13 protein-coding genes and 1 pseudogene are annotated in these 18,015 nt (G+C 46.4%); 2 read left to right on the forward strand and 12 right to left on the reverse strand.

What is annotated here, in order from left to right:
* Positions 1 to 324: pseudogene (locus tag BOCO_RS06570) on the forward strand (hypothetical protein); the annotation flags it as partial.
* Between the two features lie 69 nt (positions 325 to 393).
* Here BOCO_RS06570 and BOCO_RS06575 read toward each other — a convergent pair.
* Complete coding sequence (locus BOCO_RS06575) at positions 394 to 1,233, reverse strand: aldo/keto reductase (protein ID WP_094723454.1); 840 nt, start codon at positions 1,231 to 1,233, stop codon at positions 394 to 396.
* A gap of 200 nt (positions 1,234 to 1,433) precedes the next feature.
* On the opposite strand from BOCO_RS06575, the gene BOCO_RS06580 reads away from it, so the two are divergent.
* Complete coding sequence (locus tag BOCO_RS06580; RefSeq protein ID WP_094723456.1) at positions 1,434 to 2,240, forward strand: Bax inhibitor-1/YccA family protein; 807 nt, start codon at positions 1,434 to 1,436, stop codon at positions 2,238 to 2,240.
* 72 nt (positions 2,241 to 2,312) lie between these two features.
* On the opposite strand, the gene BOCO_RS06585 is transcribed toward BOCO_RS06580, so the two are convergent.
* From BOCO_RS06585 to BOCO_RS06635, 11 genes are all read right to left on the reverse strand, one after another.
* Positions 2,313 to 4,748 (reverse strand): HAD-IC family P-type ATPase, encoded by a 2,436-nt coding sequence (locus BOCO_RS06585; protein ID WP_094723458.1) that lies wholly within the window; start codon positions 4,746 to 4,748, stop codon positions 2,313 to 2,315.
* Positions 4,745 to 5,269, reverse strand: coding sequence for a type 1 periplasmic-binding domain-containing protein (locus BOCO_RS06590; RefSeq protein WP_094723460.1), 525 nt, complete (start codon positions 5,267 to 5,269; stop codon positions 4,745 to 4,747). The genes BOCO_RS06585 and BOCO_RS06590 overlap by 4 nt, the downstream gene beginning before the upstream one ends.
* Positions 5,270 to 5,422: 153 nt before the next feature.
* On the reverse strand, positions 5,423 to 6,679 hold the full coding sequence (locus BOCO_RS06595) for a class I SAM-dependent RNA methyltransferase (RefSeq protein WP_094723462.1): 1,257 nt from the start codon (positions 6,677 to 6,679) through the stop codon (positions 5,423 to 5,425).
* Between the two features lie 71 nt (positions 6,680 to 6,750).
* Positions 6,751 to 7,437, reverse strand: a complete 687-nt coding sequence (locus tag BOCO_RS06600) for a DUF3159 domain-containing protein (RefSeq protein WP_094723464.1) — start codon at positions 7,435 to 7,437, stop codon at positions 6,751 to 6,753.
* 5 nt (positions 7,438 to 7,442) lie between these two features.
* Complete coding sequence (locus BOCO_RS06605) at positions 7,443 to 8,213, reverse strand: DUF3710 domain-containing protein (protein ID WP_094723466.1); 771 nt, start codon at positions 8,211 to 8,213, stop codon at positions 7,443 to 7,445.
* Positions 8,214 to 8,306: 93 nt separating this feature from the next.
* On the reverse strand, positions 8,307 to 10,325 hold the full coding sequence (locus BOCO_RS06610) for a dipeptide ABC transporter ATP-binding protein (RefSeq protein ID WP_094723468.1): 2,019 nt from the start codon (positions 10,323 to 10,325) through the stop codon (positions 8,307 to 8,309).
* Positions 10,326 to 10,339: 14 nt separating this feature from the next.
* Positions 10,340 to 11,329: an ABC transporter permease gene (locus tag BOCO_RS06615; RefSeq protein ID WP_094723678.1), complete on the reverse strand. Its 990-nt coding sequence runs from the start codon at positions 11,327 to 11,329 to the stop codon at positions 10,340 to 10,342.
* 23 nt (positions 11,330 to 11,352) lie between these two features.
* On the reverse strand, positions 11,353 to 12,279 hold the full coding sequence (locus BOCO_RS06620) for an ABC transporter permease (RefSeq protein WP_094723470.1): 927 nt from the start codon (positions 12,277 to 12,279) through the stop codon (positions 11,353 to 11,355).
* A gap of 199 nt (positions 12,280 to 12,478) precedes the next feature.
* Positions 12,479 to 14,137 carry a peptide ABC transporter substrate-binding protein gene (locus BOCO_RS06625; RefSeq protein WP_094723680.1) on the reverse strand — a complete coding sequence of 553 codons (1,659 nt, stop codon included), beginning with the start codon at positions 14,135 to 14,137 and terminating at the stop codon, positions 12,479 to 12,481.
* A gap of 160 nt (positions 14,138 to 14,297) precedes the next feature.
* Complete coding sequence (locus BOCO_RS06630; protein WP_094723472.1) at positions 14,298 to 15,962, reverse strand: peptide ABC transporter substrate-binding protein; 1,665 nt, start codon at positions 15,960 to 15,962, stop codon at positions 14,298 to 14,300.
* 134 nt (positions 15,963 to 16,096) lie between these two features.
* Complete coding sequence (locus BOCO_RS06635; protein WP_094723474.1) at positions 16,097 to 17,749, reverse strand: peptide ABC transporter substrate-binding protein; 1,653 nt, start codon at positions 17,747 to 17,749, stop codon at positions 16,097 to 16,099.
* Positions 17,750 to 18,015: the final 266 nt, after the last annotated feature.

An 18,015-nucleotide genomic window follows, 5' to 3' on the forward strand; every position in this document is an offset into this window, starting at 1 on the left:
TACGCGGTGCCAGTATTCTTGACTTCTGGCCCCCACTACACTCCGGTCGAAGTGCAATTTCGAACCATCGCCATGGACTATTGGGCAAGCCTTGAACACCAACTACGCTATAAATCAGACTTACCGGATAACCGACTAGCTGAGCACTCGCAGACCCTTCTTGACTGTGCCAGGTCTCTACAAAACATTGAAGTGCAAATGCAGTCAATCCACAGGGATATATCAGGCTCCCCACAAGAGCAGGAGAGCGATGATGAGCGTTTAGAGAATCATAGATCGTCAAGAGAGCAACAACCTATACAGGCCAGTCATCCACTACACTAAAGGCAAAACTCAATCACTCGTAGGCGTACCAAACCCATGACAGCTTGTTGCGGTACGCCTAAGAGTCAACTAAAAGTCGAAATTATCAGGATCTGCACCAACGCGTTGTCCTGTATCCATAGCGGATATTGTCATCATTTGTTCTTCAGTGAGTTCAAAATCACATACATCAAGATTTTGTACAATCCTGTCTTGGTGTATTGACTTAGGGATTACGATGACTCCTCGCTGTAACTGCCAGCGTATAACTACCTGGGCAGGAGACTTTCCATATTTATTTCCAATTGCAGTCAACTCGGCATTACTCAATAGGTGAGTTCCACTACCCCCCAAAGGACTCCAAACCTCAACGTCAGTCCGTAATTCGCCTTGGCAATAATCAATCAAAGCCTGGTTAACAAAGATAGGCGAAGATTCGATCTGGTTCACTGCCGGCTTTAAGGATGATAGAGCATGGAGCTCGTCTAAATGGTGCTGTTCAAAGTTGCATACGCCTATAGCTCTCACTCGCCTATCCTGATAGAGTTCTTCCATATCTTCCCAGGCTTTTTGCCAGCCCTCTGTCGGCCAGTGAATCAAGTATAAATCGATGTAATCAGTATTAAGTCGGTCCAAACTCTCCTCAAACGCCTGCCTAGTGCGCCCGGAACGTATATCTTCGTTCCATAACTTTGTTGTAACAAAAACATCGCGTCTAGGTATCCCTGATTGTGCAATCCCTTTTCCTACAGAACTTTCGTTTCCATATACTTTTGCAGTATCGATGTGCCGGTATCCTGCTTGCAAAGCCCACCGAACGGCATTCACCGTCTCATCCCCCTCTTGAGTCTGGAATACTCCTAAACCTAATTGTGGGATAGAAATTCCATTATTCAACTTAATCATTGGCTGTTGATAGCTGTCGACCATGACTGCATCTCCTTACTGTTATAGCTCACCTTTGATGTAGATGACCTATTGATCTATGGTATGCCCTCTTTGTAGAGTCTGCTACGCTAGGCCGATGTTCGGCTGGAGCGGATTTTCAGACATTATTCAGACAATGCAGCTAGTCTAGATAGTATCGGTGCGTAGTTTTCACTTACGCTCGCCAGTAAGAGGAGGAGCTTATGACATTTAATCGCCAGCCCCACAATAATGGCTACCCACAGCAGTCATATAATACTAATGAACCCTTCCAACAACCGTACGTGGTTAATAATGACGGTACAGCCGCTATTCCCACTCAGACAACTTATGCATATGAGCATGCTGAGCGTGTCTCAATGACTCGGGCCTACGGAGAAATGGCTCTTGGACTGATCGTCACTGCTCTGGTAGCGTACGTAACATTCACTTCGGGCTTACTCGAGCGATTCGTCCTGGCTACTGGAAGTATTGGTTGGATTGGATTGTGCGTCGCCCAAGTTGTTTTTGCTTTAGCCTTGTCTACCAGGGTGATGAAGATGAAGACTTCTACAGGCCGCTTTATGTTTTACGCATATGCGGCACTTATGGGTTTTACCCTCAGTTCACTGTTTGCTAGTTATTCCATATCAGTCTTACTAGTGGCCCTATTAACTTGTGCCGGTTTCTTCTTTACTTTAACTATGCTTGGCCTAACAACAAAGAAAAATCTGCTCGGTTGGGGATCTATTTTCTTTGCAGCTTTGCTTGCTTTAGTCATCGTCCAAGTCGTTTTGTTGTTCGTGGCTCCGTCTAATACCACTATGAAGGTAATTGCAGCATTAGGTATTGCACTTTTCGCTGGATTGACCATGTATGACGCTCAGCAGACCAGGGCCTTGTTTGCCAATTACCAGAGCCAAGGTACAGAAGTCATAGAGCGCATTTCGATTCTGTGTGCTTTGAACCTTTATCTTGATTTTGTAAACATGTTCTTGTACATCGTTCAATTGTTCGGTTCGCGTGATTAATTCATCACTATCACATTAAGTTCGCCCTCCTAGCAAATGTAACTGCTGGGAGGGCGAACCTGTATAAGTTTGTTAATGCGACTTATCCAGAAGCTTGGAAATACTGACTCCTGCTCCCATAACCAGCAAGCCTAGGCATACCCCGACAGCGGTCACAAGTGCAGCTCTACCCGCCGGCAGAACAATCGCAAAAAAGTGTGCCACAAACGGTATATACGCTCCAACGACACCGGCTACAGCAAATATGAGAACAAGTACTCCCCTCCATGACTTGAGAGGTCTAGCCACTCGTGCCAGCACAAGAATCCCCATAGCAAAGAGGATAATGGCACATGCTGTGCGAAGTTGTGACAACTGGACAGGATTACTAACATTCCACTCCATTAGGGCTGGTATCGACCATGCAGCACATAGAACAACAAAGGCTGTAGCAATACCACCCGGTAGAGCAAAATCAACCACTCGCTTAAGGAATCCTGGCTTATACCGTCGCGTATTAGGAGCAAGAGCCAAGAAGAAGGCCGGAGTACCAATCGTAAGAGCACCGATATAAGTGATGTGCCTGGGTAGGTAGGGGAAGGGTATACCGGTGAGCACAACTCCTATTGAAATCAATGCTGAGTATACAGTTTTCACCAAGAAAAGACCTGCTACTCGTTCCATATTGGCCATCACTTGGCGACCGCGAGCAACTACATCGGGCAAATGTGAGAACTTAGAATCAACCAAAACAACCTGGGCAACGGCTTTAGTTGCTGGCGCTGCATTGCCCATAGCAATACCTAGGTCAGCTTCTTTGAGCGCCAAGGAATCATTGACCCCATCACCTGTCATAGCAACGGTATGCCCTTGTACATGAAGAGCTTGAACAATCGCTTTCTTTTGATCAGGTAGAACTCTTCCTAGTACATCCACGTCTTCCAAAACGTGAGCGAGTTCCTTAACATCTTTTGGTAACGTTCGGGCATCCATGGCCTTGGGTTGTTCACCTCCGGTGAGATGAACCTTTGTAGCTATGGCAGCCACGGTAACTGGATTATCTCCTGAGATGATACGACACCGCACCCCCTGGTCTCTAAACCAGGCAAGGGTTGCTTCAGCATCATCTCGAATATGTTCCGAACAGGTCACCAGTGCAACAGGTTCTAGGTCATCAGGAAGCTGAGCATCTTGGTCAGGTTGTATATCTGTTGGTGAAGCTGCTAGAAGTAAAACCCTATATCCCTTATTTGCGAGTTCTGAAACACTAGCTTTTATCGAGGTAAACTCTCCTCGTTGGGGAGCAAGCAAAACCTCTGGTGCTCCAAAATACCAATTACTACCATCTGTCTGCCTCACTGCACTCCATTTACGGGCCGAAGAAAATGGAATTCGGGCAGATACTACTTCTGCTGCTTGCACTCGAGACAATCCGTTTACAATCGCTTTTCCTGTTTCATTCATATTTTCTTCATGGCTAACATCTACCAATGCCTGTTCCAGTTGTGACTTTCCCTTGGTAGAAAGGTTAACCAGCGAGTCAAAAACAATACCGCCATCGGTTATTGTTCCTGTCTTATCTAAATTCAAAGCGTCTACTCTTGCCAACGTCTCCACTGATTCCAACTGCTGGACGAGAGTGTTCTCTCTGGCAAGCCGAATAGCTGCTAAAGCAAAATTGAGTGATGTCAAGAGCACTAAGCCTTCAGGAATCATACCCACGACGCCAGCAACAGCAGATACAACTGCGAACTTCCAACTTCCAGTTGTTATAGCATTCTGGAGCCCACCGACTGTTCTCAGTTGAGACCAAATCAGTAAAACACATAAAGGCACAACCACAAAGGTCATCACCTTAAGAATCTTATTTATACCATCATTGAGATCAGAGTGAACTTTCTTGTAAGCCTTAGCCTGAGCAGTTAACTGAGCTGCATATGAATCCGGACCGACTGCGGTCACTGTTGCTAAAGCCAATCCAGAAATGGCTGTCGAACCTGAATAAACTGTACCTCCTTGTTCCTTTCGTACAGTTTTCGACTCTCCAGTAAGCATGGACTCGTCGAGTTCCAGGCCCCAATCTTGGATAACTTCTGCGTCTGCCGGTACTTGATCACCAGAACGGATCCACAGCAGGTCTCCAAGAACGATCCCATCATGTGGAACTTTCACATCATGCCCATCGCGATGCACGTACGAGTCTGAAGCCACCAAGATTGAGAGCTTATCTAAGGTCTTCTTGGCCTTGAGTTCAGTAGCTACTCCAATTCCAGTATTGATTATGATAATAATGCCGAAGACAGCATCTTTCCACTGACCAGTTACGAGCACCACCAACATTGCTACGAAAATAATGGCATTGAAGAGTGTACAAACATTCGACCGAATAATCTGGCCTAAACTGCGAGAAGACTGGTCATGAGTGACATTACCAAGTCCTGCAGCAACTTGTTCCTTGACCTGCGCTGAAGTCAGGCCAGTTAGTTTTATATCTGGAAAGACAGTTTCCTGCGTCACTTGCCCACTCATAACTTCTCCTCTATTTGATCTGGAGGCTCATGTTGCGTCATATCATCTTCCAAGTTCACCAACATCCTACGAGGATGCTCACGATCGTCAACAATGGTTTGTATGGCCTTCCCTAGCGGTTGAGAGTGTGAGGACTGTTCATCTAGGTACAACTGGGCCGCATACAGTGTCGAATCTTGAAGACGGTAACCTTCTCCCAATAAGACTACCGGTATACCAGCTCGTCGAGCTGACCTCAAACTCTTTGACCAGTCAGCTTCCCCCATATGTTCCACAAGTATGAGCGATACTTTTCGCCCTACAGCATCCGCAACAGCCTGTTCTTGACCAAAAGCATCCTCAGCATCGGCATAGTAAGCAGTAAATCCATTATGTTCTAAAAGGTCAAACATGCGTGTATTAGTATCTTGGATACCATCACGGTCATGCTTGTTTGCAGCTGCTACGATGGCAACTTTGATATTGGTGCGATCAGTTCCGTCATGCTCAGCAGTTATTCCCGACTTCCAGCTGTCACCCACTGCATGACCTCTAGGCGCGCATCCTTGCAAAGCTGCTAACAAAGACAACGTGCATAACAATGCAGCAAGGCCACGAGAAAAGTTCCAACTTCGTATACAGACATGCCAATGAGTCATGCCTGTATTGTAACCATCAAATATTTCGATCAGGAACTACTTGCTGAAGACAGCCAGGGTCTCCACATGATGAGTCATGGGATAAATATCGTACGATTTGATATGTGTCAGACGATAGCCCGCCTCAACCAGCGTAGCTGTATCTCTTGCAAGACTTGCAGGATTGCAAGACACATATACAATTAAAGGCACCCCAGAGTTTGCAATTTGCCGGCAAACAGCAGCCTTGGCACCAGAGCGAGGTGGATCTAAAACAACTGCGTCTGGTTTAGCGTGTTTGTGCGTCAAGCCATCAGCAATTGTCTTGCTTACGTCTCCGCACAGGGCTGTAACTTGTGAATCCACCCCAGCACATTTAGCATTGTGCCTAGCTTGCGCTACTGCTATCCGCGAACCTTCAATACTTAAGAGACACGCATCAGCAGCGAGTTCAGTCAAAGGAAGAGTGAAGAGTCCTGCCCCTGAGTACAAGTCCCAGATGACTGGCGATTGGACCGTATTTAAACCTGTTTGCACAGCATCCATTACCTCTGCTGCTAAAAGCTGAGGAGCTGACCTATGAATCTGCCAAAAGCCGGCAGCATCAACCTCATAGACAAAATTGTGTCCATCGAGGCGGATGTTCTCTGTGAGTTTACGCCTGCCAGCTTTGACCTTGTTACCAATAAGGAGGGCAAAATTATCCCCCCGCTCTTCATCCTCGTGTTGTGGCACAGCTATACGGATAGGGCTTCCGGGCTCAAATCCACCCTTCCACACTCCCAGCTTCCCAGCTATGTCATTGAGCGATCGTGTAGCCAAAGGCATGGCAGAAAGAGGGATGCGCTCGTGTGACTCACGGCGGCGCATTGAAGGTAGCCCTTGTTCATTGGCAATCAAATCGATGCGGGTCCGCCAGTTAAGTCCACCAAGCTCGTCATCCCCATCGGGACGCTGCACAGAAACACGTGCTTGTACATGCCCTATTCGGCTCATCTGTTCCTCGACAGTGGCTTGTTTCCACTTCAACTGACCAGGCAAGCTCACATGTACTAAATCAGCCCCTCCCAGGCCTCCACCCCAAGCCAACGGTCCAGCTAAAGGCCAGGCAGGTTCCACTCGGTCTGCACTGGCTTCAAGTACCTTGGTCACTTCGCCTGTTAAAAATCGACGCTTACTCCGAATGGGCATGTCAACTTTTGCCTCAACAAGCTCTCCAGGAAGGGCGAAACGCAGGAATATAACCTGTCCATCAATGTGCCCTACGCACCGACCTTGATCGGCATAGCGCTCTACTCGGACAGTAACTTGCATGACAGTTTATCTCCTCATCATATGTTTAACAGCATTATGTACTCAGCTAATCTTCCTAGAGCGTCCAACTGCTACTGTTGCTCTGTGGACTCACCTGGATGATAGTGATCATGGTAAGGCTGAATAATAAAGAGCCAAGAAAACCAAATCACCATTGCAAATAAGGGCAGTCCCATTACTAGGCGTGTAGTCCCCAACCATGTCAGTCTATGAGACACATACAGTGGTAGTTGGACTCCAAGGCGGAGTACAAACATCACCAACCACAGCAGCGTCACTCTCCAGTATGCCTTATAGAGCTTTTCATCTTGACGCCACTGCTGAATCCAGACTCTACAATCTTTCAAAACTGGCTGGCGGATGTACTCAATGATAAAACCTATGCTAGGCAGCTTACACAGTAAGCTGCCACCAAGCCCTACAATCCAAACAACATTCGCTATAAAACCAGGGACATAGTAGTTACGCGCATCTTTACTCAACCAAGCCCAGATAAGGCAAATAGCAACAGACACCATACCTGTCAGTGCACCTAGCCAAGATTGCCTCTGACATAAACGAATCAGTAACTGAACAATCGCAAGAATTCCAGCTATCAGTATTGTCAATTGTAATTGACGGGTGCAGGCGAAGACCAGCAAAAACACAAAACCAGGCAAGACAGACTCAGCTATCCCTCGGGCACCGCCAACAGCTTCGTAGACATTGAAGTCGTCTGATCCAATTGCCGATAAACCTGTTTTTAGCTGTCCTGCCACGTTCTTTATCGCACCTCAGAAAACATAGGCCCTCGAGAGAGCGTTGTTTTCACTTCAGTTTGTTGATCGCTATCAAATGGCCCCTTTGGTTCGTCTGGAATGGTAGATTGCTCATTCTCAGAAGCAGCTTGAGCAGCACGTTCAGCAGGAGTAACAGGTGTATGCATGGGTATCAAATCGCGTGGGGCAAGTGGCTCCTCTCCTCGATCGACAACAATATCTGAGAAATATTCGTCAAGCACAGTTTTTTCTTCGCCTTGATTGGCCGCAGGACCAGAGAAAATGCCGCGTAGCATCCACCTCGGTCCGTCAATACCCACAATTCGAGTCTTAAGAACCTTATCTTTTACTGAAACAGGCAATGTTAATTCTGCGCCAAAAACACCCTCTTTTTCGGTGGCCTGAGCATTAGCCTCTTTCAAATCCTGGCGAATCATGTCCCACAGCCCCATAGTTTTAGGTGCTGCAAATGCTTCGACTTCTAAGCTGGAATCCCCATAAGTAATAGTGGCCCCAAGTATTTCATCACTATCTTTGTTAACTTTTATACGGAGTTCAATACCCTGTTTGAAAGGCAAATACAGTGCGCCAATATCTAAATAGTCATCATAATCGACAACATTCTCATCATGTACATCCCAGGGACCCTTGGAAAAACCGCGCTCTAGTTCACCTTCTTGTGAGTCATCGTTTTTGTCATCGTCTATCTGATCCCGCTTCCCCTCTGCTGCTCCATCTACACTCTTGCGTTTGTTACCGAATCCAAATAATCCCATTATTCCCTCAATTCTGAACTGGCACTACCTTACTAGCCTAACAAAAGACGAGGCCGGCCTACAAAAGACCGACCTCACCATGTACATACACTGTTAGTCTATGCCTAAGCTCAACTTGCCACCTGGAATTGCTTCCAACAAATCACGAGTGTACTGCTGTTGCGGGTGGTCAAACACCTGATCAGTTGTAGCATGTTCCACCAGCTTTCCGTGCTGCATAACGACGACTTCATCAGCAATCTGGCGAACTACAGCAAGATCGTGTGTGATGAATAGATAACTCAGCCCTTGCTCCGCCTGAAGGTCATTTAACAGCTGTAAGACCTGATCCTGAACCAGCACATCAAGAGCGGAAACAGCCTCATCACAGATGATGACATCAGGATTTAGCGCCATTGCCCTTGCAATGGCAATGCGCTGGCGCTGTCCACCTGATAACTCATTCGGGTAACGGCCCATGACTGACGATGGCATTTCGACCATCTCCAGCAACTCCTTGACCCTTGCCCGTCGAGTGTTTTTGTTGCCTATTCCGTGTATGCGAAGTGGCTCCTCGATAGACCGGTAAATGGAATACATAGGGTCCAAAGAGCCATATGGATTTTGGAAGACAGGCTGAACATGGCGGCGGAAATCTAACATCTCTCGCGAGCTGAAACCTGCGGTGTCCTTGCCTTCATAGATTACCTTGCCAGAGCTTGGTTTCAATAAGTGCAGCACCATGTTAGCTACAGTAGACTTGCCAGAACCTGACTCACCCACGATAGCTAGAGTGGTACCACGCTTAATGGAGAAGGATACATCATCTACAGCTTTGAACATTTCCTTCTTACGTGGAAGTTTGAATTCACGAGTCAGGTGCTCCACTGAGATAATGTGCTCACTTTTCTCGAGGACCTGCTCACCCTTAACCTGATGCTCCATGTATTTTTCAGCATCATGTCCATGAGCTTTGGCAGAAATAATACGCTGTGAAGCCAAGGAAGGAGCTGCGTTCACAAGGCGCTTTGTATATGGATGCTGGGGGTGCTGTAACACTTCCAAGCTTGGTCCTGACTCAACCACTTGCCCCTTGTACATCACGACAATATGCTGAGCCCTTTCTGCGGCTAGGCCTAAATCGTGAGTAATAAAGAGCACAGCTGTACCCAAGGAATCTGTCAGACCTTGTAAGTGATCGAGGATCTTCTTCTGAACGGTTACATCCAGAGCAGAAGTTGGCTCGTCAGCAATGAGCAAATCTGGTCGTGATGCTAGGCCGATCGCAATAAGAGCGCGCTGACGCATACCACCAGAAAATTCATGAGGATACTGCCTGGCTCTTGTCGCTGCGTCCGGCAAACCTGCCTCCGCCAACAAACCAGCAATACGGTCGTTCATATCGGAGCCCTTGACATATTGTTTCGCAATGGCCCAAGCTTCATCATCGCTAACGCCTGCACGAATAAGCCCCTTAGCCACGCCCCATCGTGTCTCCGAACCCGGCTCCCACTCCTTGTGGAACGATTCCATTGCCTTAGCAGGATCTGCCTTACCAGCTTTGACTACTGCTTCTCGTGCAGCATCCAACAGGCCGGGTAAATCCGTCGAAGCAATGAACAACTCATCATCTTGACTTTTGAGCGTTACATCCTCTGAGGATGCAAGCATTTTAGCCAGCTGAGATCGCTTTTCACGACTAACATCCATGTGGTTGGCAACAAGTGCTTCTTTTACTTGAGTACCGATGCGCCAGACCGGGTTGAGGTTGCTCATAGGATCTTGTGGTACAAGACCAATCTGTTGCCCTCGAATCTGTTCGTATTCTTTGCTATTCAGTCCAGCTAGTTCTTTGCCGTGTAATTTGATTGAGCCACCGACGACCTTGCCAGTTCCAGGTAGCAAGCCCAAAACAGACATGGCTGAAGTGGACTTACCTGAACCTGACTCGCCAACGATAGCCACCCACTGACCTGGATACACGTTAAACGATGCATCTCTTACAGCATGGACATCACGACCGTCAGCCCTGAAATCCACTTTGAGATCTTTCACCTCTAGCAGTGGACCATTAGCAATCTGTTTTTCAGCCAACTGAGCCTGCAAAGACTCGACTTGTGTTTGTTCGCTCATACTGTTCTCCCCACTCACGCCGTACGGGTCTTCGGGTCTAAGGCATCCTTGACTGCATCACCTAACATGATAAATGCAAGGACAGTAATCGCTAAGGCTGCTGATGGATAGAAGAGCACCGAAGGATTCGTTCTGAGCAAGTTCTGAGCCGTTGAGATATCTCCACCCCACGAAACTACCGATGTAGGCAGACCAATACCCAAGAATGACAAAGTTGCTTCAGAAACAATGTAGGATCCTAAGGACATTGTTGCCATAACGATGACTGGTGCTAATGAATTTGGCACGATGTGTCTAAAAAGATTCCTGATTGGACTTGATCCTAAAGCTGTTGAAGCTGTATTGAATTCTAAGTTCTTAGCTTCCATCACCGCACTTCGAGTGATACGAGCCATACTCACCCATCCGAAGAGGGTCAGTGTAAAGACAATCTTCCAGATCGACGTTGAAGTACGGAACATCTGCAAAAGAACGATAGCTCCGAGTAGCATTGGAATAGCAAAGAAAATATCAGTTACACGACTCAGGATAGCGTCAAGCCATCCTCCGAAGAAACCTGCTATAGCACCAATAAAACCGCCTAACAGAGTAACCATAATCGTCGTAGCAATACCAATAGAAACTGATGTACGAGCACCATACACTACGCGGGAATATACATCACATCCTTGCAAGTCAAAACCGAATGGATGACTTGCATTACCGCTTTCAAGAGAATTCTCGAGGTTGCAAACCACAGGATCTTGCTTGGTAAAAAGACTGGGGAAAAGCGCAACCAAGAGTATGAAGATCACCAAGATAGCCGAAATGATAAAAATCGGATTCTTACGTAGAGTTTTCCATGCATCAGACCACATACTGGTAGCTGGTGCTTCCTCATCAATAGAGTCAACATCTCTCAGTGGCGTTTCTTCCAATGGAGCCACAAATCTCTCCTGTCCCGGTAGGGACCCAGAGAATATGGACTTTGCCTGAGTTTTAGTATTCTCGCTGTTCGCTGTCATGTCTGTCATCTGACTTTCACCCCTCATGCGTACCGGATACGCGGATCGAGAACCGCATATAGTAAGTCGACTACGAGGCTGCACACTACGAAGATCATTACCATAATGGTCACGATAGAAACCACTAACGTTCCTTCGCCGCGCAAAATCGCTTGATACAAGGTATTACCTACACCTTGAATATTGAAGATTCGTTCGGTAATCATAGCCCCACCCATGAGTGCGCCGATGTCTGCACCAAGGTAAGTGACCACTGGAATCAGCGAGTTTCGCAGAATATGTCGCACCGTAACTTGGAAATTACTCATACCCTTTGCACGAGCGGTTCGCACATAATCTTCTGAAATGTTCGTAGAAATTTCTGTTCGGGTAAGTCGAATAATTGATGCCATCGACACTGATCCAAGCACAATCGCTGGCATAAGTAAATCGATAAAGCCTGGATCAACACCAGCGGTAGCAGGAAGTATGTGCCACTTAACTCCAAAGAAAAACTGCATAACAAAACCGGTAACAAAAGTAGGTATAGAGATCAGCAAGAGTGACAAAATCAAAATAATTTGGTCACTCCACTTACCCTTATTTAGACCGGATATAATGCCAAAGAGAACACCGAATATTGCCTCAAATACAAAAGCCATGAGTGCTAGTCGGATTGTTACTGGGAAAGCCCTTCCGATGACACTGATAACTGGCTGTCCAGCAAATGTATTGCCAAAGTTTAAGGTCAGTGCGTTCTTCAAGAAGAGGAAGTACTGAACAATAAATGGCTTGTCTAAGTTGTATTCCGATCGTATCTGAGCGGCTACGGCCTGGTTGACTGGCTTATCTCCAAACATTGCGGCAACTGGATCACCAGGCAATGCAAATACAAGCGCGTAAATCAACAGAGTCGTACCGAGAACAACAGGAATCATCTGCAGAATTCGACGCAGAAGATATTTGCCCATCGGCTTTTTCTCCTTTGCAATTCGCGAGGCAGGATACGCGTGTCTCTTCCGCCCGCATAGAACATACTGTTAGCACTTTACCAGCAGTACCCAACCAAATTATCACAAATCAAGCACAAGATGTTGATTGGGTCCATCTTTAGTGTACTTAACGAATGATGTAGAGAGTTCTTGCTAACTCAGAACCAACTACACATAGCTACTTACTCAAATTCCAATATTCCGGTGTTCCCTTCCATGTAAATTCAAAGCCATGCAGCTGCTTAGAAGCTGCACCCTTTGAATTATCACAGTATATAGGAATAGCAGGTAAATCTTTCAAAAGCACCTCTTGCATCTCTTGGAACTTCTTGTTAGATGCATCAATACTCTTTGCACTGCTCGCTTCTTGTAGAAGCTCGTCAGCCTGGGAATTCTTGTAATCTCCATAGTTTGCACCATGACCATCAGCTGCTGAAGAAATGAACTTCGGTTTCAAATACGCTTCTGGCGAAGGATAATCAGGCTGCCATCCTCCACGGAAAGCCATCCCCTTCTGAGTAAATGTTCGATGAGCTAAATTCGCATTGAACTCACTAAAGGTGGGAATCGGAGAAGCTTCCGTTTTGATGTCTAGAGTGTTCTTAATCGAATTGGTTATGGCATCATAGATATCCTTGTAACCACCATCCACATTGTAAGCAACAGTGAAGGATGCATTAGGATCCCACGGGCTAATAGTATTAGCCTTTTCCCACAGTTCTTTAGCCTTGGCTGAGTCATACTTTAATACATCAGAGCCCTTAAGATTTTTAGAATACCCTGGAATAGTAGGTGAAATAAAATCGGTCGCGGGAGTCGCAGTACCACCGATTACCTTGTCAATCAACTGCTGACGGTTGATGGACAAAGAGATAGCCTGTCGGCGCAGTCTACCCTCCTCATCTTCCTTAAAATGAGGCATGGCACTTGGTATGACCATGTATTGAACAATAGGACCAGCTTGTGACTTCGCTTGTATGCTTGAATCAGTAAGGAAGGTCTTGAGTGCTGATGTCGGGATAAAGTCCATCACATCCAAATTGCCAGACTGGATATCTGCATATGCAGCAGTTGTGTCGCTGTAACTGCGGAATTCTAGACCACCGTTCTTTACGGTAAGCCCACCCTTATAATTAGGATCTTTAGCAAGTTTAACAAACTTATTGTGCTCCCATGACACGAACTTGTAGGGACCTGCAGTTACCGGTTTCTCTCCGAAAGCTTTAGTGTCTTTATAAAAAACCTCTGGCAGCGGAGAATACGGAGTGTACCCTAAAACAGTTGGGAAGGTCGAAGAAGGAGCTACAAGATCAACCGTAAAGGTTCTATCATCTACTACTTTGAGCCCCTCTAACTGTGCATTATTGTCAATTCCAGGATTTTGCAGTGCATCATAACCCTTGATGATGTTATACGAGGATGACCCTAATTGAGCATTCGCAGCATTAGCCCCCCATGACCATGCTTTAGTGAAGGATTGTGAAGTCACCGGAGAACCATCAGTGAACTTCCATCCAGGTTTTATAGTGATTGCATACTGAGTCATATCAGCATTCGGTTTAATATCCTGAGCGATTTCATTGACAGCTTTTCCTTTGCTGTCGAAGCGAACCAGCCTTGAAAACATCATTTCGATGGGATTACCCCCACCAATTTCATTCGTATCGCTTGGAATGAGAGGTTTAGCTGGTTCAGGTCCGTAAATGCTGATAACAGCATCTGAGGATGCTGCTGAAGAATGCGAACTGTCATTCTCGGCAGAACCGCATCCACTCAGAACAAGCAGCGCTGAGCACGCACTTGCCACAAGGACGCACAATGACGAGTTCCTTCTCATGTTCGTACTTTCTATTGGGGTGAAGACGGCTTGCCCACTATTGGTCGGTAGATAGGCCATTGCAGGCCGCCTCAATTGAAAAATAATAGGTATCTGTTGGTTGGCTCTCCCTTATACTGAGAGAGCCAACCAACAGGGAGTATGCTATTACCGTCGCAGATTATTTCGAAAGTGAAGCATAGTCTGGAACGTTCTTCCAGTTAAAGGCCAATCCTTTGATCTTCTTGTTTGCTGCACCTTTTGCACTAGAATAGTACAGAGGAATAGCAGGCAAATCTTCAAGAAGAATTTCCTCAGACTGTTGGAAGAGCTTGTTGCTCTCCTCTACACTCTTAGCTGCTCCAGCCTTCTTAAGAAGCGCATCAAACTTTGGATTCTTGTAGTCACCGTCGTTACTACCATTACCATCAGCTGCGCCTGATGAGTAGATTGGCTGAAGGTAGTTTTCAGGTGATGGATAATCAGGCTGCCATCCTGTTCGGAAGGCAGAATCGACTAGACTTCTGGAAACCACGCTGTTGCGGAACTCTTTAAAGGTTGGCATGGGCGCTCCCATGGCCTTAATATTAAGCGTGTTTTTTATGGAGTTGGCCAAGGCATCATATACATCCTTACCACCACCATCTGCGTTGTATGCAAGCTTGAAGACATCATCAGCACCCCATGGAGAAATTTTATTCGCTTCCTCCCAGAGTTCCTTAGCCTTGGGTGCATTGTACTTGAGGACGTCAGAGCCTTTGAGATTCTTTGAATAACCCGGGATAGTTGGAGCTGTGAAGTCCGTTGCAGGTGTATTTAGACCACCGGTTACCTTATCCGAAATCTGCTTACGGTCAATAGACATCGAAATAGCCTGCCGACGTAAGGTACCTTCCTTACCTGGGCCGAAATGCTTCATTGCCGTAGGAATGGTAAAACTCTGGAATACAGACCCATCCTGTTTAATAGGTTGAACCATCGGATCAGTCTGGAATGTCTTCTGTGCCGAAGTAGGAATAGTGTCTATAACATCGAGGTTTCCTGCTTGCACGTCAGCATAGGCAGCCTCAATGTCGGTGTAGATACGGAACTCTAAACCTCCATTTTTGACCTTAACGCCACCCTTGTAATCAGGGTTCTTCACCAACTTTATGAACTTGTTGTGCTCCCAGGAATCAAACTTGTATGGACCATTTGAGATGGGTTTCTCTCCAAAAGCCTTAGGATCCTTAAAGAATGCCTCAGGCATTGGAGCAAAGGCATAAATGCCTATTTGAATTGGAAAAGTAGATGATGGAGAGTCAAGGTCAACTGTAAAGGTTTTGTCATCCACGACTTTTAGGCCAGATAATTCTGCATCTGGGGCAACACCCTTTTTCTGCAACTCATCAAACCCCTTGATACCGCTGAAGAAGCTGGAGCTCATCTGAGCATTATTGACGTTTGCACCATACGACCACGCTTTAGTGAAAGACTTAGCCGTAACTGGAGTACCGTCGGTAAACTTCCAACCATCTTTCAAGGTGATGGTGTACTGGGTCATATCAGCATTTGCCTTGACTTCTTTGGCAACCTCGTTGACTGGCTTACCTTTATTGTCAAACCTCACCAGCATCGAGAACATCATGTCAATCGGGCCGCCGCCGCCAGTTTCTGATGTATTCGTCGGGACCAAAGGCTTGGCAGGCTCTGAGCCATGAACCGAAATTATAGCTGTACTGGCTGCTTCATTGGGAGCATCTGCCTCTTTCTTGCCGTTGTCTCCGGAGCCGCCACAGCCGCTGAGCACTAAAGCCAGCGAGCATGCAGAAGCAGCTACGAGAGAAAACATTGAAGACTTCCTCATCTTATTCTTCTTCCTCTTATATATATTTCATGTTCTTGCTGCTGGCGAAAGCGGAGGTTACCACTTTCAATTACGGACGTTGGAGGTCTGCACTGATGCGGACCTCCAACGTCCGCACCTAAACTACTTCAGAATCATTTTGTTAATTCTTCGTAGACAGGTAAGTTCTTCCAATTCATAGTGAATCCGTCAACATTCTTTGCAGCTGCACCTTTAGCATTCGCATAGAACAGAGGTACTGCCGGTAGGTCGACGAGCAGAATTTCTTCTGCACTCTGGTACACCTTGTTGGCTTCGTCTACGCTTTTAGCTTGTGAAGCCTGCAGGAGCATGCTGTCGAATTCTGGATTCTTGTAGTCACCATCATTAGAACCATTGCCATCTGCTGCCGAAGAGGCGTATAGGGGCTTAAGGTAATTTTCAGGTGAAGGATAATCAGGCTGCCAAGACGAGCGGATAGCTGAATCTCGGTACTTGCGCTGGGACGCGTTGTTACGGAACTCAGAGAAAGTTGGTACTGGCGTACCCTCTGCCTTAATGCCTAGCGTGTTCTTAATAGAGTTAGCAATAGCATCGTAGGTATCCTTAGCGCCACCATCTGAGTTGTAAGCGAGTTTAAATGTCTGGTCTGCTGGCCACTGAGAAATTGCATCTGCCTGTGCCCAGAGTTCCTTGGCCTTCTTGGGGTTGTACTTAAGAGTATCACCACCCTTGAGGTTTTTGGAATATCCAGGAATGGTGGGAGAAGTAAAATCAGTTGGCTGCATGGCGAGACCGCCCAAAACCTTATCAATAACCTGCTTACGGTCAATCGACATCGAAATAGCCTGCCTGCGGAGTCTGCCTTCTTCATCCATCTTGAAATGATCCATGAAGGTAGGAATAGTAAAGCTCTGTGCTACCGAACCAGGCTCGTTGTATGCCTTAATGTTGGAGTCAGATTGGAAAGTCTTTTGGGCTGAAGTTGGAATGGAATCAATAACATCCAAATTGCCAGCTTGAACATCAGCATAACCGGCTTCTGTATCTGAATAAATCCTGAACTCAAGTCCACCATTCTTAACAACAGCACTACCCTTGTAGTCCTTGTTCTTTACCAGTTTGATACCCTTGTTGTGCTCCCAAGACTTGAAGTTGTAAGGTCCAACTGTTACAGGCTTTTCTCCATAGGCTTTAGTGTCTTTATAGAAGACCTCAGGAAGAGGAGCAAACGCAGTGTAACCAATGAGGATTGGGAACGTAGATGAAGCTGATTTTAAATCAACAGTGAAGGTGTGGTCATCTATTACTTTGAGACCTGCCAGCTGAGCATCGCTTGGAGTGCCAGCCTTTTGTACATCATCATAGCCTTGAATATTATCAAAGAATGAAGCATCCAATTGAGCATTGCTTGCATTAGCTCCCCACGACCAAGCTTTGGTAAACGACTGCGCAGTCACAGGAGTACCATCTGAGAACTTCCATCCGTTCTTGATGGTGATCTTGTACTGAGTCATATCCTCGTTAGGCTGGATTGTTTTTGCAATCTCATTATGAGCTTTACCAGACTTATCAAAACGTACCAGCTTGGAGAACATCATATCTAGTGGGTTACCACCGCAGGACTCCCCTGTACTGCTAGGGATCAAGGGTTTGGCAGGTTCACATCCGTAGACAGAAATAATACTGTCAGCGCCTGATGCTTGTGGGGCATTACTCTGGCTCGATGAACCACCGCAACCTGCTAACGCTAAAGTAAGCGCGCATGTTGTTGCTGCAATGGCAGTGAGCTTAGGGCTCTTCTTCATATCTGTGTTTCTCTCCTTCGGTATACCGCTCAAGCTTTGTGTGCCTCAGCGGAAACTCCGATCAACTACAAAGGGAAAATTGTAATTTCGCCTGTGTAATTAATTCTTCTATTCTCTTACGCAAATGTTTCGTGTGCAAACCAACTATGCACAACTGCAATGCGATAGAGCAGTAGAAAATAATACTAGCTGTAAGCTTCGCCAAGTCGTAACCTACAAGCAACAAATTGTTGGAATATCAGTCTTTATACGATTCGCTCACGGTT

The sequence above is a fragment of the Bombiscardovia coagulans genome (assembly GCF_002259585.1).
GTDB classification, from domain to species: domain Bacteria; phylum Actinomycetota; class Actinomycetes; order Actinomycetales; family Bifidobacteriaceae; genus Bombiscardovia; species Bombiscardovia coagulans.